20 protein-coding genes and 3 pseudogenes are annotated in these 22,642 nt (G+C 59.4%); 19 read left to right on the top strand and 4 right to left on the bottom strand.

Features of this window, described 5'->3' with window-relative positions; genetic code table 11:
* The first annotated feature begins 204 nt into the window (after positions 1 to 204).
* From R1A29_RS13900 to R1A29_RS13880, 5 genes are all read left to right on the top strand, one after another.
* Positions 205 to 1,104 (top strand): alpha/beta hydrolase, encoded by a 900-nt coding sequence (locus R1A29_RS13900; protein ID WP_438301897.1) that lies wholly within the window; start codon positions 205 to 207, stop codon positions 1,102 to 1,104.
* A gap of 65 nt (positions 1,105 to 1,169) precedes the next feature.
* Positions 1,170 to 2,108: an alpha/beta hydrolase gene (locus R1A29_RS13895; RefSeq protein WP_438301896.1), complete on the top strand. Its 939-nt coding sequence runs from the start codon at positions 1,170 to 1,172 to the stop codon at positions 2,106 to 2,108.
* On the top strand, positions 2,105 to 3,019 hold the full coding sequence (locus R1A29_RS13890; protein WP_438301895.1) for an AraC family transcriptional regulator N-terminal domain-containing protein: 915 nt from the start codon (positions 2,105 to 2,107) through the stop codon (positions 3,017 to 3,019). The genes R1A29_RS13895 and R1A29_RS13890 overlap by 4 nt, the downstream gene beginning before the upstream one ends.
* A 55-nt stretch (positions 3,020 to 3,074) precedes the next feature.
* Complete coding sequence (locus R1A29_RS13885; RefSeq protein WP_438301894.1) at positions 3,075 to 3,617, top strand: hypothetical protein; 543 nt, start codon at positions 3,075 to 3,077, stop codon at positions 3,615 to 3,617.
* A complete protein-coding gene (locus tag R1A29_RS13880; RefSeq protein WP_438302045.1) occupies positions 3,506 to 4,246 on the top strand; it encodes a hypothetical protein in 741 nt (246 codons plus the stop codon). Before R1A29_RS13885 ends, R1A29_RS13880 begins: the two co-directional genes overlap by 112 nt.
* A gap of 115 nt (positions 4,247 to 4,361) precedes the next feature.
* On the opposite strand, the pseudogene R1A29_RS13875 reads toward R1A29_RS13880, so the two are convergent.
* A pseudogene (locus R1A29_RS13875) lies at positions 4,362 to 4,472 on the bottom strand (4-hydroxy-2-oxovalerate aldolase); the annotation flags it as partial.
* A gap of 5 nt (positions 4,473 to 4,477) precedes the next feature.
* Here R1A29_RS13875 and R1A29_RS13870 point away from each other — a divergent pair.
* Positions 4,478 to 4,729 carry a diguanylate cyclase domain-containing protein gene (locus R1A29_RS13870; protein ID WP_438301893.1) on the top strand — a complete coding sequence of 84 codons (252 nt, stop codon included), beginning with the start codon at positions 4,478 to 4,480 and terminating at the stop codon, positions 4,727 to 4,729.
* Positions 4,730 to 5,973: 1,244 nt separating this feature from the next.
* On the opposite strand, the gene R1A29_RS13865 is transcribed toward R1A29_RS13870, so the two are convergent.
* Positions 5,974 to 6,762 carry a DNA-binding transcriptional regulator gene (locus R1A29_RS13865; protein ID WP_438301892.1) on the bottom strand — a complete coding sequence of 263 codons (789 nt, stop codon included), beginning with the start codon at positions 6,760 to 6,762 and terminating at the stop codon, positions 5,974 to 5,976.
* A 135-nt stretch (positions 6,763 to 6,897) separates the two neighbouring features.
* Here R1A29_RS13865 and R1A29_RS13860 point away from each other — a divergent pair, with 135 nt between their 5' ends.
* From R1A29_RS13860 to R1A29_RS13805, 12 genes and pseudogenes are all read left to right on the top strand, one after another.
* Complete coding sequence (locus tag R1A29_RS13860) at positions 6,898 to 7,206, top strand: FAD-dependent monooxygenase (RefSeq protein WP_438301891.1); 309 nt, start codon at positions 6,898 to 6,900, stop codon at positions 7,204 to 7,206.
* A gap of 37 nt (positions 7,207 to 7,243) precedes the next feature.
* Positions 7,244 to 8,557: a bifunctional 3-(3-hydroxy-phenyl)propionate/3-hydroxycinnamic acid hydroxylase gene (locus R1A29_RS13855; protein ID WP_438301890.1), complete on the top strand. Its 1,314-nt coding sequence runs from the start codon at positions 7,244 to 7,246 to the stop codon at positions 8,555 to 8,557.
* A 1-nt stretch (position 8,558) separates the two neighbouring features.
* Complete coding sequence (gene mhpB / locus R1A29_RS13850) at positions 8,559 to 9,512, top strand: 3-carboxyethylcatechol 2,3-dioxygenase (protein ID WP_438301889.1); 954 nt, start codon at positions 8,559 to 8,561, stop codon at positions 9,510 to 9,512.
* Between the two features lie 16 nt (positions 9,513 to 9,528).
* Positions 9,529 to 10,407, top strand: a complete 879-nt coding sequence (locus R1A29_RS13845) for an alpha/beta fold hydrolase (protein WP_114883079.1) — start codon at positions 9,529 to 9,531, stop codon at positions 10,405 to 10,407.
* A 14-nt stretch (positions 10,408 to 10,421) separates the two neighbouring features.
* Positions 10,422 to 11,210 carry a 2-keto-4-pentenoate hydratase gene (mhpD, locus tag R1A29_RS13840; RefSeq protein ID WP_438301888.1) on the top strand — a complete coding sequence of 263 codons (789 nt, stop codon included), beginning with the start codon at positions 10,422 to 10,424 and terminating at the stop codon, positions 11,208 to 11,210.
* Between the two features lie 12 nt (positions 11,211 to 11,222).
* Entirely contained in the window at positions 11,223 to 12,158 is a 936-nt protein-coding gene (locus tag R1A29_RS13835; protein ID WP_438301887.1) for an acetaldehyde dehydrogenase (acetylating), read from the top strand.
* A gap of 10 nt (positions 12,159 to 12,168) precedes the next feature.
* Positions 12,169 to 13,179, top strand: coding sequence for a 4-hydroxy-2-oxovalerate aldolase (gene dmpG / locus R1A29_RS13830; RefSeq protein ID WP_134826865.1), 1,011 nt, complete (start codon positions 12,169 to 12,171; stop codon positions 13,177 to 13,179).
* An 84-nt stretch (positions 13,180 to 13,263) separates the two neighbouring features.
* Positions 13,264 to 14,472: a 3-(3-hydroxy-phenyl)propionate transporter MhpT gene (gene mhpT / locus R1A29_RS13825; RefSeq protein WP_438301886.1), complete on the top strand. Its 1,209-nt coding sequence runs from the start codon at positions 13,264 to 13,266 to the stop codon at positions 14,470 to 14,472.
* A gap of 100 nt (positions 14,473 to 14,572) precedes the next feature.
* Positions 14,573 to 15,628: an amidohydrolase family protein gene (locus tag R1A29_RS13820; RefSeq protein WP_438301885.1), complete on the top strand. Its 1,056-nt coding sequence runs from the start codon at positions 14,573 to 14,575 to the stop codon at positions 15,626 to 15,628.
* A gap of 91 nt (positions 15,629 to 15,719) precedes the next feature.
* Positions 15,720 to 16,972: pseudogene (locus tag R1A29_RS13815) on the top strand (OprD family porin).
* A gap of 211 nt (positions 16,973 to 17,183) precedes the next feature.
* Positions 17,184 to 18,254, top strand: a complete 1,071-nt coding sequence (locus R1A29_RS13810) for a VOC family protein (protein WP_438301884.1) — start codon at positions 17,184 to 17,186, stop codon at positions 18,252 to 18,254.
* Positions 18,255 to 18,319: 65 nt separating this feature from the next.
* Positions 18,320 to 19,273, top strand: coding sequence for a fumarylacetoacetate hydrolase family protein (locus tag R1A29_RS13805; protein WP_438301883.1), 954 nt, complete (start codon positions 18,320 to 18,322; stop codon positions 19,271 to 19,273).
* Here the strand turns inward: R1A29_RS13805 and R1A29_RS13800 are convergent.
* Positions 19,274 to 20,568 (bottom strand): annotated as a pseudogene (locus tag R1A29_RS13800) (OmpP1/FadL family transporter).
* Between the two features lie 112 nt (positions 20,569 to 20,680).
* The gene (locus tag R1A29_RS13795; RefSeq protein WP_438301882.1) at positions 20,681 to 21,754 is read right to left on the bottom strand and encodes an amidohydrolase family protein; all 1,074 of its coding nucleotides are present in this window, start codon (positions 21,752 to 21,754) and stop codon (positions 20,681 to 20,683) included.
* A 195-nt stretch (positions 21,755 to 21,949) separates the two neighbouring features.
* Here R1A29_RS13795 and R1A29_RS13790 point away from each other — a divergent pair, with 195 nt between their 5' ends.
* Positions 21,950 to 22,555: a TetR/AcrR family transcriptional regulator gene (locus tag R1A29_RS13790; RefSeq protein WP_438302044.1), complete on the top strand. Its 606-nt coding sequence runs from the start codon at positions 21,950 to 21,952 to the stop codon at positions 22,553 to 22,555.
* Positions 22,556 to 22,642: the final 87 nt, after the last annotated feature.

Below are 22,642 nucleotides of genomic sequence, written 5' to 3'. Positions count from 1 at the left end.
AGAGCTTGATGAATCCGCATTCTCCTTGAATCGTGCAAGCAAGGAATCGGAATAGGCAAAAACACCTGCAGAGCCCTTCCTATACTGGACTCCAACGAAGGGCAGGCAACCTGCACGACTCAGTCGAAGCGAAAATACCTCGCCCTCCGCAACCCGGCAATCGCGCCAACTGGCGCTACGCGCTGCTCTATCGGAGGCAACACCATGCAAAACGTCCAGTTCAAGAACCGCAACATCGAGATGGCTGGTCACCTCTACTTGCCTGCTGCATTCGTTGAAGGCCAACAATACCCGGCGATCATTACTGTCCATCCAGGTGGCGGCGTGAGAGAGCAGACGGCCGGCACTTACGCCCGGCTGTTGGCCGAGCAAGGTTTCGTCACCCTGGCGTTCGATGCGTCCTATCAAGGTGCCAGTGGCGGCGAGCCGCATTTTCTCGATGAACCCATGAATCGCGTGGCCGACGTGTACAGCGCAGTCGACTACCTGACCACCCTCGGTTTTGTCGATGCTCAGCGCATCGGCGTGCTGGGCATCTGCGCCGGTGGCGGCTTCGCGGCCAAGGCGGCGTCGGTCGACCGCCGGATCAAGGCCCTGGCCACCGCCAGTGCGGTCAACGTAGGGACTGCCACTCGTAAAGGCTGGGAAGGCAAGGGTTCCATCAACGATCTGTTGCCGGTCCTGGATGCCCTGGCTGGACAGCGCACGGCAGAGGCGGCGGGTGCCGATCCCGTTTATGCCCCTTACGTACCGCAACTGGGTGATACCAGTGCGCCCCGTGATCTTCAGGAGGCGGCCGACTACTACCTCACGCCTCGTGCCCAGCACCCGAACGCACAGAACAAGATGCTGATGAATGGTCTCGGCGCCTGGGTCGCGTTTGATGCGTTCGACCTGATCGACCAGTTACTGACCCAGCCGGCACTGATCATCGCCGGCAGCGAAGCCGGCTCGCTGTGGCACAGCCAGGAGCTGCATGCCAAGGCGCTGGGACAAAAGGAACTGGTGGTGCTCGACGGTCTGGCTCACATGGATCTGTACGACGGTCCCGGGGTCAACACGGCCATGGAACACCTGGCGCCGTTCTTCCGCACCAGCCTCTGAGTACGGCGGGCGGCGCCGTTCTAGCGCCGCTCTCTATCGTTTCCGATTTACTCCTGGAGAATCACATGAGCACTGTCACTATCAAGCACGTTCGCTATCAGAATCTGGGCTGGGAAACCGCAGCGGATTTATATCTACCACCCGATTTCGATGCCTCCAGAAAATACCCGGCGATTGTCAGCATCCACCCGATCGGCAGTTGCAAGGAACAGACCTCAGGCAACGTCTACGGCGCAGGTTTGGCCAAAGAAGGGTTTGTGGTAATTGCTTTCGATGCCAGTTTCCAGGGCGAGAGCGGTGGTGAGCCACGCTTCATCGAAGACCCGTCCATCCGCGTTTCGGACATCCGCTTCGCCATCGATTATCTGGTCACGCTGCCCTACGTCGATGCGGCGCGTATCGGTGCCATCGGTATCTGTGGCGGGGGCGCGTATACCGTACACGCGGCCAGTACTGACCACAGGATCAAGGCGCTGGTCTCGATAACCGGGGTCAACTTCGGGCGACTGATCCGTGAAGGCTTCAGCAACTTCGATCCGGTCACGGCGCTGCAAGCCATGGCAGCCCAGCGCACCGCAGAAGCCCGGGGCGGCGCCCGGCATGTCATCAACTATCTGCCGGCATCGGTGGAAGAGGGACGCAGCGCAGGCATCACCGATATCGACGTGCTCGAAGCGACCGAGTACTACAAGACGTCGCGCGGACAGCAGCCCAACGGCGCCACCAGCGGCCTGTTTTCGTTCAACAGCGCAGCCTTTGGCTGGGATGCATTTCTGCATGCCGAAGTGCTGCTGACCCAGCCTCTGTTGGTGGTAATCGGGGACAAGCCCGGCGGTTTCGGAGCGTACCGCGATGGCTGGGAAATCTACGGTCGGGCCGCCTCGGCCGACAAACAGATTTACGTGGCAGAAGGCTGGTCGCATTACGACCTGTACGACAAGCCCGAGCCTGTCGCACTGGCCATGGCCCAAGCTGTGCCGTTCCTGCGCAAGCATCTGCAGTGAAGCCTGATTCCGAATCATCGCGGCTGTCCTCCAACGAAAGCCGCGACCTGGCCATTGCCATTGCCCGCATAGCTCCGTCGGACGGTGACTACGAGACGGCCATTCCCGGTCTGACTCTGCATCGCCGTCGGGCGCTGACCCTGCCGATGCACTGCATCTACGGTCTGGGACTGGGGATCACCGCCCAGGGCCGGAAGCAGGTCGTGCTGGGCGATCAGATCCTGAATTTCGGTCCGGGTCAGTCGTTGCTGACCGCTGTCGATCTGCCCGTGGTCTCAACAGTGGTGGAGGGAAGTCACACCGAGCCGTTCCTGGGCCTGATGTTGCAACTGGCACCTCAGGACATTTTGCAGTTGGCCACTGAAATGCGCCTGCCGGCGCCTGCCCGCGATTGTGATTTCTGCTCGATCGCCGTTGAGTCTTTGACCGAGGGGTTGCTGGATGCCGTGCTGCGTCTGGTGCAGTTGCTGGCCGATCCGGTGCTGTTGCCTTGTCTTGCGCCGCTGTTAAAGCGTGAGATCGCTTATCGGTTGCTCGCCGGCCCCCACGGTTCACAGTTGCACCATCTGATCAATCAGGGAGCACCCAGCCAACAGATCGCCGGCGCCATCAACTGGCTCAAGCGCCATTTCGTCGAGCCGCTGAAGATTGAACAGCTGGCTGCCGGCTGTCATATGAGTCCTTCCACGTTCCGCCAGCACTTTCGCTCGATCACCGGCTTAAGCCCCCTGCAGTACCAAAAGCAACTGCGTCTGCAGGAGGCCCGTCAGTTGATGCTGACGCGAAACCTGGATGCAAGCGTGACGGCATTGCGGGTCGGGTACGAAAGCGCCTCACAGTTCAGTCGTGAATACGCCCGGCTGTTTGGTCAGCCCCCTCAACGCGACATCCGCCGCTTGCGCCTGAACTGAATCACCCCCATTGCCATCGGCTGACCTCATAGGTCGGCTTTGTCTGGAAAGCATCATGAAACCGAATTACCCCGAAATTTTTCGTCCGCTGCGTTTCGCCAACGGTCTGACGATCGACAACCGGCTGGCCATGGCACCGATGACCACCTGGTCTGCCAATCCGGACGCCAGCATTTCCGAGCAGGAACTCGCGTACTACCGTCGCCGTGTGAAAGGCATCGGGCTGGTCATCACCGGCTGCTCCCATGTCTGCCCTGAAGGCATCGGTTTCGATGCCGAGTTCGCTGCCTGGGACGATCGTTTTCTGCCGAGTCTGCGGCGTCTTGCTCAGGCCGCAAAAAGTGGCGGGGCGCCCGCCGTACTGCAGATTTTTCATGCGGGCAGCAAAGCCATCGTGGAGCAAACACCCTCAGGTGAGATTGTCAGTGCCAGCGCGGTCAGGGCTCCTGCCGGGCCGTTCAACAGTGGTATTCCAACCCCCGCGCACTGTCTGAAGCGCAGATCCTCGAAACGATTGAGGCATTCGCCCAAGCCACCCGACGAGCCATCGAGGCGGGTTTCGACGGCGTGGAGCTACATGGTGCTCATGGTTTTCTGATCCAGAACTTTTTGTCCCCGGCCTCCAACCAGCGCAGCGACCAGTGGGGTGGTTCGCTGGAGAACCGTATGCGCTTCCCTCTGGCACTGGTTCAAGCGGTGCAGCAGGTGGTTCGTGAACATGCACCGCGCCCGTTTCTCATCGGTTATCGAATTTCGCTTGAAGAAGCTCAGGAGGGTGGCTTGCGCATCGACGATGCGTTGGCACTGGTGGAGCGTCTGGCACAGGCGGATATCGACTACTTGCATGTGTCTCTTTACGACCTGCTCAACGCCACACCGGCCCGTCAGGAAAATGAGGCGCAGGAAATGCCTTCGGCGCTGACGATCGTACGTGCCCTGGAACAGATCGGAGGTCGATTGCCCGTGATTGCGGCCGGTCAGATCACTACGCCGGCGCAGGCCGAGCGCGCTTTGGCGTTGGGCCTTTCAATGGTTGCGATTGGCCGGGGGCTGGTGATCAACTCTGACTGGGTCACCCTGGCCCGTGAAGGCAAGGCCGAGCGGATCGCTCAGCAACTGGATGTGCGAGCAGTCCCAGACAGCGCGATACCCGATGGCCTGTGGCGCGCAATCAGCGCCACGCCGGGCTGGTTCGCGCTGCGCACTGCAGAGACACTGAGCGACTGACCGGAGACGGCAGATTTTCAAGATTTCGAATGGGTGTGTCGTTTCGCACCGATGAAGGCGCCTCGGACAAAACTTGAGTAGAGGCGCCATTCATTCCGAGATTGTTGCACCGATGACGCTTGAGCAGATCCGGCGCGACATCGACGATAATGTCTTCCTGCCCACCAACCATGCGACGTCTGCCCAGTTCGACAAAAATGTCCATGGTCTTGAGGCCGTACCTGGCGGGCGGTGGCAATAGAAACCTCCAGCGATGCGTTGCCGAATACAGAGATTGAGATTCTTGCAAAACGTCTATTGAGTGTAGCAAATGCAAACCTCATAGACGACTTTCCCGATACGCAGATCGGCGTAAGCATCGGAATTGCAGAGTTTCCTAGAGATGGTAAAGATGCAAACAGTTTAATTCTGGCTGCTGACTCTGCAATGTTGAATGCTAAAAGCTTGGGTAAGTCACGTTTTCAGTGGGCAATTCTTCCTTGATAAAGAAGAACAATGATAAGTATTTATAAGGGAGCGCGCTTTTCCGCATGCGGAGAAAACCAGGGCGAGATGTGGGAAGTGGGCGAGCAGTGCTTGTTCACGCAGACTAATAACTCAACTAAATAGATGTTTAGTTGAGTTAGCGACGTGACTCCACGTAAAGGTCGTTGTTGCCATTGGCGGTAGACCACCTTCAAGAGCACATATATCTCCTCAGACATGCGGTGTTAGGGCGCTTTGATGTGATCCATTCTAATCTTGCGGGGTGCCAAAAACTGGAAGGCTGCGGCTGATAGACCAGCGCAGGCATAATCAGTGTAACCGTTCCAACCGGCAAATTCCGGAGTTGGAATAGCATTGCGGAGCTTTAAAATCCCCGGCGTGCCAGGCAAATAAAGACTAACACTCAGGGTCAAAAGCACTCTGTAAACTTATTTTCTGACTTGTTAACCACCGTAGTTAACAAGTCAAATTTGTGGTTAACAACGTTACCGGACTGGCATTTTTCTAAGCTTTTATCTGGCCAGGTTCAAGAGAGCCTCCAGGGTGTTTAATGGGAGGAAAGCTCAGCAGCCTTCAAGCGCATGGTGTTCACCGCCCAACCTGTCAGCATTTGCAAGTAGATCAGGCGGCGCTTTTTCATGTGTGACAGTCCTTGAAATCGGCGCACCAACTACACGATGAACGCCTCAGATTTCACACAGCGACGTGTATTCGGATGGGCTCTCCGCGTAAGTAATACCGTAAACGAGCGAGCTGGTCCCAAAAAAGCTCCTTCAATCAAACGAATAGGCGAATCCGCATTCGGTGCGCGATCACGCTCATCAAGGGCGGCATTTCTGGATCCGCTGCTCATGACGTAGAATCATGAACGATGACAGTCACAAAGGCCGCGCCAGAGCCTCTAGCGCGCTGATGATTGCTGGACAAGTGATCTGCAAGCAAATCCGTGAACGTGAGGCGAAAGGCTCGATTTAAAAGATTACTTCCCATTGGGCCGCACGGAATGGGCTCTGAAGCCTGCAGAAGTAAAGTCTTTCCCTGGCAACGAAGCACCCACGTAAGGGATTTAGCTCTCAAAATGAAAGGAGATTACTTCCGAGAGCTATTAGCTGATTCTTCGCATTTTTACCTAATGTCGACAGTGCTACCGGGCTGGTCTCGTAATACTTTGTTACGTGTAATGTATATTATGTTAAATGATGTGTCAGAGTGGAACTTTACGGAACCTGCTTTATGGTCTGTCACTCCGATTCGCCACCCAACTCAACCTGGATCTTTCGCACCACACTGTGCATCGCTGGCAGGTAACGCCGAGCCGCTTCCTCCACCGACATCGCCTTGGCGATGTACACCAGGTTCAGACAGCCCATTAGCCGCGCCTCATGGGTGATCGGAATGGCGATGGCGGCGATCTTGCGCTCCTGGCCCCAGTGGGAGTTATTTTCGCCGTATCCCTTGCTTACCGTATGCTCAACCAATCGCTCAACAAACCGCCGGTCCGCTGCCAGCGCGGATTGCTCGTCTTCGCGGCTGATCATCAACTCAATCAGTTCTTCACGTTCAGCCGGCGGGCAAAAGGCGAAGTAGGCACGCCCGGTGGCGGTCATCAGCAACGGCAGACGCCGCCCGACCATGGAACGGTGGAACGAAAGGCGACTGAAGCGATGGGTAGTCTCGCGAATCACCATGGCATCGCCGTCCAGGGTGCACAGATCGGTGGGCCAGACTACCTCCTGCAGTAGCTCGCCCAACAGCGGTGCCGCGATGGAGGAAATCCACTGCTCATCGCGAAACCCCTCACTCAATTCCCGCACTTTCAAGGTCAGCCGATAGCTGTCGTCGGACTCGCTACGCCGCACGTAACCCTCGGCCTGCAAGGTCTCCAGCAAGCGCCTGACGGTGGTGCGGTGCAGCCCACTCTGCTCGGCCAGTTGAGCCGTGCTGGCGCCGCCGTCGAAGCGATTCAGGCCGTTGATCAGGGCCAGCCCGCGCATCAATCCACGCACGGCCTTGTATTCGGTCTCGCTCATCGAATCGCTCCGTTCTGCTTGTAAATCAACGTTGTGCACCTGGTGCACACTAACAAGGGTTGTCGTTGTCGACCAGCCCGACCATTTCCATACTGCGCCCAACAAGAAATCCAAAAGCGCTGTAGGGAGATATCCATGAGTTCTGCACCCACGCCTACCCCATTGGAGCTGAGCACCGACGTCGCCATCGTCGGCGCCGGTCCCGTCGGCTTGATGATCGCCAATTACCTTGGCCAGTGTGGCGTGAAAGTCACTCTGGTGGAAAAACTCGACAGCCTGATCGACTATCCCCGCGCCATTGGCCTGGACGATGAAAGCTTGCGTACCTTCCAGGCGGTGGGCCTGGCCGACGCCGTGCTGCCCCACACCACCCCTTGGCACGCGATGCGCTTCGCTTACTCCCAAAGGTCGCTGCTTCGCCGATATCCAGCCCAAGACCGATGAGTTCGGCTGGCCACGACGCAACGCCTTCATCCAGCCCTTGGCCGACCGCGTGCTGTTCGACGGCCTGCAACGCTTCGATAACGTCAAAGTGCTTTTCAGTCGCGAACTGGAGAGCTTCGAACAAAGCGACAGCGCCGTTGTGCTCAACCTCAAAGATCAAAACGGTCGCGGCGAGCGCCTGCATGCCCGCTACCTGATCGGTTGCGACGGCGGCAACAGCCTCGTGCGGCGCAGCCTGGATATCAGCTTCGAAGGCAAGACCGCGCCGAACCAGTGGATCGTGGTCGATATCGCCAACGATCCGCTGGGCACTCCTCACGTCTACCTGTGCTGCGACCCGGTGCGCCCTTACGTTTCCGCTGCCCTGCCCCATGGCGTTCGGCGTTTCGAGTTCATGGTCATGCCCGGAGAGACGGAAGCCGAGCTGAGCAAACCGGAAAACATGCGCAAGCTGCTCCGCAAAGTCTTGCCCAACCCGGACCACATCGAGCTGATCCGCAGCCGCGTCTACACCCACAACGCCCGTCTGGCCGGGCGTTTCCGTCAGGGGCGGGTGCTGCTGGCCGGCGATGCCGCGCACATCATGCCGGTATGGCAAGGCCAGGGTTACAACAGCGGAATGCGCGACGCGTCCAATCTGGCATGGAAACTGGCGATGGTGATCCAAGGCCTGGCCGCCGATAGCCTGCTCGACAGCTACGAACAGGAACGTCGCGACCACGCCAAGGCAATGATTGATTTGTCAGTGCTCGCCGGTCACGTACTGGCGCCGCCCAAGCGCTGGCAAGGTACCTTGCGCGATGGTGTGTCCTGGTTGCTGAACTATCTGCCGCCGGTCAAACGCTTCTTCCTGGAAATGCGCTTCAAGCCGATGCCGCAATACACCAAGGGCGCGCTGATCGCCGCGCAAGACAGCGCCTCGCCGGTGGGCAAAATGTTTATCCAGCCGCAGGTGCTCACCGAAGCCGGCGAACGGGTGCTGCTCGACGAAGTGATCGGCAAGCATTTCGCAATCATTGCCTGGGGCAGCGATCCGACCTGGGGCCTTTCGGCTGCGCAAATCGAACAGTGGCAGGCGCTGGGTACGCGCTTCATTCAGGTACTGCCGGACGTCCAGCTCAAGGCCGCCAGCGATGCCGGCAAACACGTGATTCGCGTCGGTGACAGCACCGGCCGGATCCGCGAGTGGTTCGCCCACGGCGCCTCGTCCATTGCCCTGGTACGCCCGGATCGTTTTGTTGCCGGTTTGGCCATTCCGCAAACCGTGGGTCAGGCCTGCGATCAGTTGATCCTTGCGCTCAAGGCTCTGCCGCAACCGGCCGCGACTTTCGTCGCCAGCAAGGTGGCCTGAGATGAGCGCTTATCTGCACTGCATGTCCCACACGCCGCTGGTGGGGTTCGTCGACCCCGAACCGCACGTTCTGGCCGAAATTGACGGCATGACCGCCGCGGCCCGTGAGCGTATTGCCCGCTTCGCCCCAGAGTTGATCGTGCTGTTCGGCCCGGACCACTACAACGGCTTTTTCTACGATGTGATGCCGGCGTTCTGCATCGGTATGGCTGCCCATGCAATCGGCGATTTCGGTACGGCTGCCGGTGAACTGGACGTGCCCAAGGCGCTGGCTGAATCGTGCGCCCAGGCGGTGCTCAATGCCGGGGTCGACACCGCCGTGTCGTATTGCATGCAGGTCGACCATGCCTTCGCTCAACCACTGGAATTGTTGCTCGGCGGCTTGCAAGGCTGTCCGGTAATCCCGGTGTTCATCAATTCGGTGGCGGTCCCCCTGCCCGGTTTCAAGCGTGCCCGTTTGCTCGGCGAGGCCATCGGTCAATGGGCCAAAACGTTGAACAAACGTGTGCTGTTTCTGGCCTCCGGCGGCTTGTCGCACCAGCCACCGGTGCCGGAGCTGGCCAAAGTCGATGCGCGTATGGCGGACCGACTGATGGGTAGCGGCCGCGATCTGCCTGCCGATGAGCGCCTGGCCCGCCAGAACCGGGTCATCCAGGCCGCGAGGGATTTCGTTCAGGACCAGCACTGCCTGCATCCGCTCAACCCGATCTGGGACCAGGGCTTTCTCGACAGCCTCGAACAGGGTCGCCTGAGCGACTTCGATGGGCTGGGTAATGACGAACTGTCGGCACTGGCCGGCAAGTCCACCCACGAAGTGAAAACCTGGGTCGCGGCGTTCGCCGCCCTCTCCTCCTTCGGCCCGTACCAGACCGAAGACCGCTACTACCGACCGATCCCTGAATGGATCGCCGGCTTCGCCAGCCTCGGCGCACGACCACAGCACAACCATCACTGAATTTCGAGGAACTGCCATGACTGCCACTGGATTCACCGAAGCTTCCACCAGCCGCTTTGCCCGCATCAAGGAAGGCGACCTGGACCTGCAACTGCATTACAACGATGTCAGTCCAATCCCTGAAAATCCGGGCGCCGAAACCGTGGTCATGCTCCACGGCTCTGGTCCCGGTGCCAGCGGCTGGGCCAACTTTCACTGCAACATCGAGCCCTTGGTCAACGCCGGCTACCGGGTGATCCTGATGGACTGCCCTGGCTGGAGCAAAAGCGATCCGGTGGTCTGCGATGGCTCGCGCTCGGACCTCAATGCCCGCGCCCTCAAAGGCCTGATCGACGTGCTGGACCTGGACCGCGTGCACATCATCGGCAACTCCATGGGGGGCCACAGCACCGTGGCGTTCGCCCTCGCCTACCCGCAACGCATCGGCAAACTGATCCTGATGGGCGGCGGAACCGGTGGCCCGAGCGCCTTCGTCCCGCAACCCACCGAGGGCATCAAGCTGATCGGCACGCTGTACCGCGAGCCGACCATCGACAACCTGAAGAAGATGATGAACGTCTTCGTCTTCGACGCCAGCAGCATCACCGACGCGATGTTCCAGACCCGCCTGGACAACATCCTGGCGCGCCGCGACCACCTGGAAAACTTCGTCAAGAGCAGCACCCTGAACCCCAAGCAGTTCCCGGACTTCAGCCATCGCCTGCACGAGATCAAGGCCCGCACCCTGATTGTCTGGGGCCGCGAGGACCGCTTCGTGCCGATGGACACCGGCCTGCGCCTGCTGGCCGGCCTGCCCGACGCGCAACTGCACGTGTTCAACCGTTGCGGCCATTGGGCCCAGTGGGAACACGCCGACACCTACAACCGCCTGGTGCTGGATTTCCTGACCCATTGATGACCGAGGCCACCATGACCCTGACTCAAGCCACACTGGAGCAACTGGCAAGCGACCTGTGCCAGGCCCAGGCCCACGGCGAAGCCATCGCGCCTTTGCGCGAACTGATCGGCGAAGACAATGCAGACGCCGCCTACGCCATCCAGCGCCTGAACATTGCTCACGCGGTGGGCAATGGCAACCCCGTAATCGGGCGGAAGATCGGCCTGACCAATCCCAAGGTCCAGCGGCAACTGGGTGTGGATCAGCCTGACTTCGGCACCCTGCTCGCCGACATGCGCTATGACCACAACGACCGTGTACCGATCGGTCGCGTGTTGCAGCCGAAGATCGAGGCGGAAATCGCCCTGATCCTCGAGCGTGACCTGCCGAGCACCGAGACCACTTTCGCCGATGTACTGGCCGCCACCGGTTGGGTCGCTGCGGCACTGGAAATCGTCGGCAGCCGGATCCAGAACTGGAACATCCGCTTCGTCGACACCGTGGCCGACAACGCCTCCAGTGGCTGTTTCGTCCTCGGCGAAAGCACCCGCCAGATCGACGGCCTCGACCTGCAGGCAGCCACCATGCGCATGACCCGCAACGGCGAGGAAGTATCCAGCGGCAGCGGCGCCGAATGCCTGGGACATCCACTCAACGCTGCGGTCTGGCTGGCTTGCACCATGGCCCGCCTGGGCGATCCGCTGCGCGCCGGCGACATCATTCTGACCGGCGCACTCGGGCCGATGGTCGCGGTCGCTGCCGGTGACCGTTTTGAAGCCGAGATCGACGGTATCGGTCGTGTCGCGGTCGACTTTGCATAAGGGGCAACAACCATGAACAAACTCAAAGTCGCGATCATCGGCTCCGGCAATATCGGCACCGATTTGATGATCAAGATCCTGCGTAACGCCAGGCATCTGGAAATGGCGGTGATGGTCGGCATCGACCCTGCCTCCGACGGCCTCGCCCGCGCCCAGCGTATGGGCGTGGCGGTGACACACGAAGGTGTCGAAGGCCTGGTGCGCATGGACGAGTTCAAGAACATCGATTTTGTTTTCGACGCTACCTCGGCTGGCGCCCACGTGAAGAACGATGCGTTCCTGCGCTCGGTCAAACCCGGCATCCGCCTGATAGATTTGACCCCGGCAGCCATCGGTCCGTATTGCGTGCCGGTGGTCAACCTGGAACAAAATCTGGCTCAGCCAAACGTCAACATGGTGACCTGTGGTGGTCAGGCGACCATCCCGATGGTCGCGGCGGTGTCGCGGGTGGCCAAGGTGCATTACGCCGAGATCGTCGCCTCGATCGCCAGTAAATCCGCCGGCCCCGGCACCCGTGCCAACATCGACGAGTTCACAGAAACCACTTCCAGGGCCATTGAAGTAATCGGCGGTGCAGCCAAGGGCAAGGCAATCATCGTGATGAACCCGGCCGAGCCGCCGCTGATGATGCGCGACACCGTGTTTGTGCTGTCCGAAGCCGCCGATCAGGCGCAGATAGAGGCTTCCGTTGAGGAGATGGCGGCGGCAGTGCAGGCCTATGTGCCGGGCTATCGCCTCAAGCAAAAAGTGCAGTTCGACGTGATTCCCGAACACGCGCCGCTGAACATTCCGGGCCTCGGACAATTTTCCGGGCTCAAGACTTCGGTGTTCCTACAAGTCGAAGGCGCTGCCCATTACCTGCCCGCCTACGCCGGCAACCTCGACATCATGACCTCCGCTGCCTTGGCCACCGCCGAGCGCATGGCGCAGTCGATGCAAAAGGCTTGAGGAGAATTTCATGAACGGCAAAAAACTCTACATCTCCGACGTGACCCTGCGCGACGGCAGCCATGCCATCCGACATCAGTACTCGCTGCAAAATGTTCAGGACATAGCCCGCGCACTGGACAAGGCCAGGGTCGATTCGATCGAGGTGGCCCACGGCGATGGCCTGCAAGGGTCGAGCTTCAACTATGGCTTCGCCGCACACACCGATCTGGAATGGATCGAAGCGGCCGCCGACGTGATCCAGCACGCGAAGATCACCACCTTGCTGCTACCCGGTATCGGCACCGTGCATGACCTCAAAGCCGCCTACAACGCCGGAGCCCGGGTGGTGCGCATCGCCACCCATTGCACCGAAGCGGATGTCTCGAAACAGCACATCGAGTACGCCCGCGAGCTGGGCATGGACACCGTCGGTTTTTTGATGATGAGCCACATGATCCCGGCCGAGCAGCTCGCCGCGCAGGCCAGGCTGATGGAAAGCTACGGCGCGACCTGCGTGTACATGGCCGACTCCGGTGGTGCAATGAACATGCAGGACGTTCGCGATCGTTTCCGCGCGTTCAAGGCGGTGCTCAAGCCGGAAACGGAGACGGGGATGCATGCCCACCACAATCTGTCGCTCGGCGTGGCCAACTCGATCACCGCTGTCGAGGAAGGCTGCGACCGCATTGACGCCAGTCTCGCCGGTATGGGTGCCGGCGCCGGCAATGCGCCGCTGGAAGTGTTCATCGCCGCCGCCGAGCGCCTGGGTTGGAACCACGGCACCGACCTCTACACCCTGATGGACGCCGCCGACGACATCGTGCGTCCGTTGCAGGACCGGCCGGTGCGGGTCGATCGCGAAACCTTGGCCCTCGGTTACGCCGGGGTCTACTCCAGCTTCCTGCGCCACGCCGAAATTGCCGCCGCCAAATACGGCCTCAAGACCCTCGACATTCTTGTCGAGCTGGGCAAGCGGCGCATGGTCGGCGGCCAGGAAGACATGATCGTCGACGTCGCGCTGGACCTGCTCAAACGCTGACCCCTGTACCACCCCGGCCGACCGTCCACGCAGCGGTCGGTCGGTTCTGCTTTGCCCATTACAACAATAAAACGGGTACTTCCCATGACATCGCTGAACGTGACAACCACCACGCTGTACATGGCACGGACCATTAGTCTTTGCTTCCTCGTCGCCCTGATGGAAGGCCTCGACCTGCAAGCCTCGGGGATCGCCGCCCAAGGCATGGCGGCAGCCTTCCAGCTGGACAAACTGCACATGGGCTGGGTCTTCAGCGCCGGGATTTTCGGTCTGTTGCCCGGTGCATTCCTCGGTGGCCTGCTGGCCGATCGCATCGGCCGCAAACGGGTACTGATGGCCTCGGTGGCACTGTTCGGGCTGTTCTCCCTGGTCACGGCCATGGCCTGGGACTTCAACAGTTTGATGATTGCCCGTTGCCTCACCGGCGTCGGCCTCGGTGCTGCCCTGCCCAACCTGATCGCCCTGACCAGTGAAGTGGCCAGCCCGCGTCTGCGTGGCACTGCCGTCAGTCTGATGTACTGCGGCGTGCCGCTGGGTGCGGCACTGGCAGCCAGCATCGGCATCGCTGACCTCGCCGGCGGCTGGCAGGTAGTGTTCTACGTCGGTGGCGTGGTGCCGCTGTTGATCGTGCCGCTGCTGGGGCTGTATCTGCCGGAGTCGGCGCAGTTTCGCAACGCCCGTGAATCTGCTCCGACCGGAGTGGTCCGGGGTCTGTTCCGAGAAGGAGCGGCGCTGCCGACGCTAATGATCTGGGTCAGTTACTTCTTCACCCTGATGGTGGTGTACATCCTGATCAACTGGTTGCCCAGCCTGTTGGTCGGCCAGGGCTTCAGCGGCCGCCAGGCCAGTTGGGTCATGCTGGCACTGCAGTTTGGCGCGGCCTTCGGCACCTTGTCGCTGGGTTGGGTGATGGACCGGTTGCCGGCCTGGGCCCTGTCCGCGCTGATCTACGTCGGCATTCTCGGTTCACTGATAGCGCTGGGTCTGGCCAGTCGGTGGGAAAGCATGCTGGCAGCCGGTTTCGTCGCCGGTTTCTTTGCCACCGGCGGTCAATGCGTGCTGTATGCCCTGGCACCGCACTTCTATCGTCCGTCGATCCGTGCGACAGGCGTCGGCAGCGCCGTCGCCATCGGCCGCCTGGGTGCCATGAGTGGCCCTTTGGTCGCCGGCAAAATGCTCGCACTCGGCACCGGCACCACCGGGGTGATGATGGCTTCGGCACCCGGCATCGTCATCGCCGCCCTGGCGATGTTCTACCTGTCGGTACGGCGCAACGGCGCTCAAGTCGACTAACCCCCTTTTTCGAACCCCGCGCAAGAACAGTACGGGGTTGTTCCATAACCCTGAATTGAACACAACCCTGTTCAAATTCGTCGCTGACAAGGAAACCGCCATGAAACGCAGAGACTTCCTGAACGCTACAGGCGTAGCCATTTCCACAGGTGCTGTCATGTCCGTAATGCCTGCCGTCGCTTCTACCGCTGCACCGTTTTCGGATGGAATGATCAACGCGAATGCCCGGCGCATTGACGTACACCATCACTTCGTTCCGGATTTCTGGGCGGCCGATCTGGCTAAAAATGGCGGCGATCCGTCAGGCTGGAAAATGCCAGCCTGGAACCCCGTCTCGGACATCGAGTTCATGGACAGCCTGGGCATCGACATGGCCATGCTCTCGCTCACTGCGCCGGGTGTCGCAGGCTGGAAGGGACAAGCGGCCCTGGACATGGCGCGTCGCGTCAATGAATACGCCGCGCAACTTGCCAGTGATCATAAAGGGCGCTTTGGCAGCTTTGTGACCCTGCCGATGCAAGACATCGAAGGTGCCTTGAAGGAGCTGGAACACGCCATGACGGTGTTGAAAGCCGAAGGCGTGATTCTGCTTTCAAACTACGACGGTCTCTACCTGGGCGACGCCCACTTCGATCCTGTCTGGCAGGCTTTGGAAACCTACAAGGCTGTGGTGCTCATCCACCCAACTCAACCCAGGCTGGAACTTATCCCTGGCATTCCGGGCCCCACGGCCGATTATCCTTTTGATACGACCCGCGCGGCACTGAGCCTGCTGGCGAATCGAGTACCTGCCAAATACCCTGACGTCAAAATCATTCTGTCCCACGCTGGCGGTTTCATTCCCTACGGGGCTGATCGATTTGCGCAAAGCCTGGGCAATCTTGGCTTGGGATTTACCCCTCAAGAACTGATCAGCCAGATGCAGAACTTCTATTTCGATACTGCACTGTCCGCCAGTGCGACCGTGCTGCCGAGCCTGATGGCGTTCGCGCGCCCCGGCCATGTGCTTTTTGGCAGTGACATACCCTATGCAATCAACGACAAGGTGAAATGGTTCACACGTAACCTGGACACTTACCAGGGTTTCTCCAAAGGTCAGTCAAGTGCCATCAATCGTCAATCCGGCCTGACGTTATTTCCCCATCTAAAAAACTGAACACGCAATAAATCCACCTCGCCGACCTCGTTTGTCGGCGAGGCGGATTCGTTCGCCTTTCATTCAGTACACGCCTATCAATAACAACAAAATGAAGGCCAAAATGAACAAATATTTTGTACTGACGACCCTCGTCGCCATGAGTTCATCCTTGCAGGCAAATGACTTTATCAGCGATAGCTCTGCAAAACTGACGTTACGCAACTTCTATTACGATAGGGATTATCGCGATGGCAGTGGCCAGTCCCAGGCACAAGAGTGGGCACAGGGTTTCATATTCAACTATGCCTCGGGCTATACCGAAGGCACGATCGGTTTGGGTTTGAATGCCGTCGGAATGCTCGGCGTGAAGCTTGATTCAGGCCCTGGTAGAACCGGCACCGGAATACTGGCGTATAACGCCTCGACTCACGAAGTTGCAGATGATTATTCCAAATTCGGCCTGGCTGCCAAGGCGCGCTACTCAAAGACAGAGGTGCAACTGGGCACACTGCAACCCTTGATGCCTGTGTTGCTGGCTAACACCATGCGGTTGTTCCCGCCTTTACTGCGGGGGGCTACCTGACGTCCAAAGAAATGGATGGGTTAACCTTGCATGTTGCGCATCTGGATCGCATCAAATATCGCGACTCCACTGATTTTGAACCCATGGCAATCGCCAATCCCAACCGCCGATTCAAGGCCGGGGCGACCTCAAACGATTTGAATATTGTCGGGGCTGACTACAACTGGTCGAAAACCCTTACTACCCGCTATTACCACGCCACGCTTAACGATCTGTATGAGCAGGACTATATCGACCTGGTGCATTTCCTGGACCTTGGGCACAGCCGTTTAAAGACCGATTTACGTTATTTCAACAGTCGTGAAAACGGCAATGAAAAAGCAGGGGCCGTCGATAACCAAACGCTGAGCAGTATGTTTACCTGGCTGGCGGGTGCTCATTCCCTGGGCGTGGGTTACATGCAACTCACGGGCGATACGGCCCTGCCCTACGTTTCAGGTACGAGTGTCAACGTCAACACCGAAGGCGCATTGGTCTCCGAGTTCGTTAATCCCAACGAGCGTGTGATGCAAATTCGGTACGACTACGACTTTGCGGCTTTAGGCATTCCCGGGCTGCGCGGTATGTGGCGCTACATCAAGGGCGATCACATTGAACTGCCAGGCGATGCCGTCGGCAGCAAAGAGCGTGAACGTGGAATAGAGCTCTCCTACGTGATTCAAAGCGGCACGTTCAAGGATGTGGCATTCAGGATTCGTCAAGCCGACTACAACAGTGACTTTGCGCGTAACGTCGGCGAGTTGAGAGTCAATGTAGATTACTCTGTCCAATTGTGGTGAGTATGAAACGGGAGCTTTCGGGCAAAAGCAGACAGTCAATGTTCGCGGGTCTGATTTCTTGAGATCAGAAGAGACCTTCACAAAATCGATCTCGGCCTGGTCCGGAAAATTTATGTTTTCCGGCTCCCACCAAGGCGACATATTTGACTCAAATTGAACGATCGTGTTCAACTTGCGCTGCGCCACACTCTCGCGTCCAGAGGCTCCCATAGTGAAGCTCAATCCCGCACAGCCAGCACGCCACGACGCTCCCACCGTACGCGCTCGCGCACTGACTCATCTGATTTTCGAACGGCCGGATCTGGAACGGACCGAGCGCTTTCTTCAGGACTTCGGACTGCTGACGGTTCTGCACAATGCGGATCTGCTGCTTTTGCGTGGCACCGGACCGACGCCCTATTGCTATCGCGTACACCGCGGCAAGAAGCCACGTTTTATTGGTTTCGGTCTGAGCGTCGATTCCCGTACCGACCTGGAGCGTCTGAGCTTGCTACCGCAAGCATCACCCATCATGCCGTGCGATCACCCCGGCGGTGGCGAACAAGTCACCTTGCGCGATCCGTCCGGTTTTCTCATTGAGGCCATTCATGGTCAGTCGGTGGTTGGCGCCCGGCCCCATCGCCCGGCCTTGCCGCTCAACCTCGGGGATAGCGTGGTGCGCGTCAATGCAACCCAGCGTCCGCCAATGGTTCCCCCGGAGATCATTCGCCTTGGCCATCTCGTGCTGGAAGTGGCGGACTTCCAGCGCACCTGCGCCTGGTACACACAACACTTCGGATTCATTCCCAGCGACGTGCAGTTGCTGCCTGACGGTTCGCCGGCGGTGGCCTTCCTGCGTCTGAATCTGGGCGACACGCCAGCCGACCATCACACGCTGGCCTTGGCCCAGGGATTCATGCCGGCCTACAGCCATAGCGCTTATGAGGTGGTCGACCTGGACGCCGTCGGCATGGGCCAGAAGGTTCTTCGGGATCGGGGTTGGCGCCATGCCTGGGGTATTGGCCGGCATATTCTTGGAAGCCAGATCTTCGATTACTGGCAGGACCCGTTCGGCGACAAGCACGAGCACTATTGTGATGGTGACCGGTTCACTGCCGACCAGCCCACAGGTCTGCACAGTGTCAGCGCAGCGGCGATGTCCCAGTGGGGCGAATCCATGCCCAGAAGTTTTACCAAACCGAAACTGACACCGGCGAATGTTCTTTCCTTGTTCCGCCATCTTCGCCGCAGTCCAGATCTGAGCGTGCGCAAGCTGATCACACTGGCACGCCTGTTCGCCTGATTTTGCAGCGTCGCAAACCACACGAGGTTGGCGCTGGCCCCCTCCTCCCCCCAGGAGTCGTTGTCATGGCTGTGCAGGTTGTCCGTTTCGAATATCAGAACACCGTCCAATGGGGACGTATTCACAATCAGCGCATCACGCCCGTTTCTGGGCAATACGCGACAACCGGCGAGTTCATCCGGCAAGTCAGCATCGAGCAGTTGCGCGACCTAAAGAGCCCGACACTCGAACTCAATCAAGTGCGGCTGCTCTCCCCGGTCACCCGCAACCAGCAGTTTGTCTGTCAGGGTGCCAACTACCGTCAGCACATGATCGAGTCCGGGATGGATCCGGACGCCAAGTCGTACAACATGATGTTTACCAAGGCAGCCAGTTGCATTTGCCCGGCCGACAGCGACCTGATCAAGCCACGCCATGTCCGCTTTCTCGACTACGAGATTGAACTGGGCCTGGTCATGCGCAGCGACATCAACGGCCCGGTCCAGATTGACGACAGCAACCTGCACCAGTTCGTGGCCGGGCTGGTCATCGTCAATGACTATTCGGCGCGGGACATCCAGATTCCGCAGATGCAGTTCTACAAAGGCAAAAGTTTCCGCACCTTCGGCCCGGTCGGACCTTATTTGTGTCTGTTGGAAGCCAACCAGATGCATTACCTCAAGACCCTGCAGCTGCGCCTGACCGTCAACGACCAACTGCGCCAAGACGACAATACCGCGAACATGGTTTACACCCCTGCGCAGACCCTGACAGAACTGTCTGCCGTGCAAGACCTCGCGGCCGGAGACCTGATTGCCACAGGCACTCCGGCCGGCTGTGCGCTGGCCATTCCATCACCCGCCACCCAGCGTATTGCCGCCCTGCTGCCCGAGGCCCTCAAGTGGAAACTGTTTCTGAAGGCCCAGGCCCGTCGCGAGCGCTACCTCAAGCCGGGCGACAGGGTCGAGGCGCGAATCCGCAGCGCGGACGGCATTGTCGATCTGGGTGTCCAGCGCAATCTTGTCGTCGAGCAAGACTGATCAGAAGCTGTGATTCAACTGCAGCCCGAGGCCGTTGACCGTGCTCTGGTAGGTGGCGCTGTAACCCGGACGCAGCCCACCCTGGGACGTGTCCTGTGAAACCTTCACCGAATCTTCGTGGATGTAGCCGTACCCCAGATCCAGAGAAGTCTGATCGGTCATCTGCCAGTTCAGGCCAACCGTGAAAATCTTCCGGTCTCCCGTTGGTGCACGGGTGGACGTGTACTGATTGGGCATCGGCGTCGGCTCATAGGCGATCCCGCCACGAACCTTCCATTGCTTGTTCAGGCGATAGGACATGCCGGTTGAGAACGACCAGGTATCACGCCACTTCAGGGTTTCGAGGATCGTATCGAAAGGGCCATAGGCCTGTGGCACGCCGGAGTTCAGCACCCTCAATTCCTGCACGCGGCTCCAGCGGCTCCACAACGCGCCGGCGGAGACATCCAGTCGATCATTGATGCGCCAGGTCGCCGAGGCATCGACCGTTTCCGGTGAAGTGAAATCCAGGCTCGCGTCATATTTACCGTTGAGCCCCGGCAGCCCCAGCGCAGGGATCGGTGCCAGCAATCCATTGGCACCTGAGACCTTGGTCTTTCCGCTCAGCTTGTAATCGACTCTGGAGTGATAGGTGAGCCCCAGGGTCAGGTCGTCGAGCGGGTCGAACAGGATGCCCAGACTGAAGCCCATGGCCGTGTCGTCGCCGGTGACTTTGACAGTCCCGTCGCCCTGCCCGCCCACCGCGCTGTTGGCGATCTTGCTTTCGAGCAGCCCGTCGATGCGGTTGATCGTCGGTCCAAAACCCACAGACAGTCGATCATTGATCCGGTAACTGACCGTCGGCTGCAAAGTGACGACCTTCACCTGGGTCTGCGAACTGCGGTAGCGTCCTGGAAGCTGCTTTCGTAGTCCGTGCTCCCGCCAAACGGGGCGTAGACCCCGAACCCAACGTGCCAGTCCTCATTGAGTTGCAGCGTGTAGAAGCCCGATGGCACGACGATCGGATCGGGCACCATATCGCCGTGCGAGGTGCCCGACACCGTGGTATTGACCTGGCTGATGCGCGAACTGACATCGATGAAACTGAGACCGCCACTGACGTGTTCACCCACCAGGCGGGACATGCCGGCGGGGTTGCCGTAAACGATCGAGGCGTCCTGGACATCAGAAGCCCGACCGGAATACGCCTTGCCTCCCGAGCTGATGCTCTGTTCGTTGATTTGCAGGCCGTTGGCCAGGAGTTGAGTGGAGGTGAGGCAAAGCCCCAGCACACAAAGCTGATTTCTTATTGTCATGATCTGGCTCTTGTTATTTTTTTTGGTGGGCGCGAACACCCGAGGCACGCGGATGGATCGTTGGATTCAATGATGAGAAGCGTCGCCGGCCATCCATGGCGACGGGTTTGGTTCAGCGTTTGCGCATCCGCTCGGCCAGCGCACCGATCGGTCGGGTCATGCTGCGTCGCAAGCGTTGAGAGAAGGATTCGCCCTCATAGATCGGTGCGGGGGTGACCACTTCATTGGGCTGGCTGTACTGCGGAAAAAGACTGAGTGCATGGGCCCGGTTGATGCCATGCATGATCGCCGGCGACCACATCTCCAGGCTTTCCAGCGTCCGGCACTGCAGCGCCGTGGCGGGAGCCGGGGCGAAGGGAAAGTCACTGCCGAAAAGAATGTGTGACGGTTCCACCAGTTCCTTGAGCGCCGCCATGGAATAAGGTGATGGCGACAACGCCGTGTCGAAGTAAAAGCGACGGATGTAGGTCATGACCCCTTGCGGCGCGTGCTGCTGAAATTCCGGCAACATGTTAGCCAGCGAGACACGCCAGGCCACAAACGGCAGGAAGCCGCCGGAGTGGGACAGAATCCAGCGAATGCCGGGATAGCGCTCCATGGTCCCGCCGAGGATCAGATTGACCGCCGCGCGCGTGGTATCGCAGAGAAACTCAATGAGAAATCCCGGGGTCTGCAGGCCAATGCTTTCGCTGGTCTGGTGCATGTTGGGATGGATGAATACCACGGTTTTTCTACGGTCGAGCTCGGCCATCAGTTCGTCGAAGCGTGGATCGCCCAGAAACACCCCGTCGGTGCTGCCCAGCAAAACAATGCCCTCGGCCTTGAGTACGTCCAGCGCATAGACGGCTTCACGGCAGGCGGCCTCGGTGAACGGCATCGGCAGCACCGCGAAGTTGCCGAAGCGGCTCGGATAGCGTGTACGCATCTGCGCGGCGAACTCGTTGCAGCGTCGCGCCAGCTCGCTGGCCTGTTGGACCCCGTCACCGAAGTGGACGCCGGGCGCAGACAGCGAGGTGATTGCCCGTTCGATGCCGTTCGCATCCATCACCTCAATGGATTTTTCCGGGGTCCAGTCTGGCAGCGGCGCTCCCGCAACGGAGTGCAGCCCTCTGGCATTCATCGCATCGACGAATGCGGGTGGAATGATGTGATGGTGGACATCGATACGGCCTTGCTTGATTGACATGCTGACTCTCTTGTTTGGGCTTCGACCGAGCGCCTGCGGCCATTGGGTAAAGGGCTGTGCTCGGTGGGCGTACAACTTTCTAGATCAATATTGAACATTAGCGTTCAATTATGTCAATGATCGGCAAACGCTGATTTGCTTTATTTTGAACGCGCTTGTTCAATGTCCGGAATCTCTCCGTTGGAGCTCATTGCTTTGAAACTCAGTCCCGTGCAGAAGCGCATCCATGAGGCTGCGATCCGGCTGTTTGTCGAGAAACGTGTCGAAGAGGTCAATGTCAGCGAACTGGCACAGATCGCCGGGGTAGCGCGCGGCACGATCTACAACAACCTCAACTCGGTGGAGACACTGTTCGAAGATGTCGCCAGCCAGCTCAGTGCCGAAATGAACGACAGGGCCGCGCGCAGTACAGATCCCCATGCGTCCCCTGCCGTCCGCCTGGCCACCGGTATCCGCCTGTATATCCGCCGCGCCCATGAAGAGCCGCACTGGGGAGCCTTCATCGTGCGCTACGGGGCCAGCAATGAGACGCTGCAACAGATGTGGAGCGGTCCGCCCATGCACGATGTGCTCAGCGGCCTGAGCAGTGAGCAATACAGCTTTCGACAGGAGCAACTGCCTTCGGTGATGGCAATGATCGGTGGCGGCGTGCTGGGGGCCACGATGCTGGTACTTCAGGGTCACAAGACCTGGCGCGACGCGGGTTCCGATATGGCCGAATTCGTTCTCAGGGCGCTCGGCGTGCAAGCCGATGAAGCGCGCGGCATCGCAACACAGGATCTGCCCCTTCTCGCAGCCTGAAGTCCTACGCTGATTTTTCTTGAGCCAGATCCCTGGGGAATCTGGCTTTTTTATTGCCCGCAAAAAGACAATTGAACACTATTGTTC

Source organism: Pseudomonas sp. NMS19W (genome assembly GCF_051554255.1).
GTDB classification, from domain to species: Bacteria; Pseudomonadota; Gammaproteobacteria; order Pseudomonadales; family Pseudomonadaceae; genus Aquipseudomonas; species Aquipseudomonas kribbensis.
Note: the sequence above shows the minus strand (reverse complement) of the source record. Positions and strands in the feature narration are given on the sequence as shown.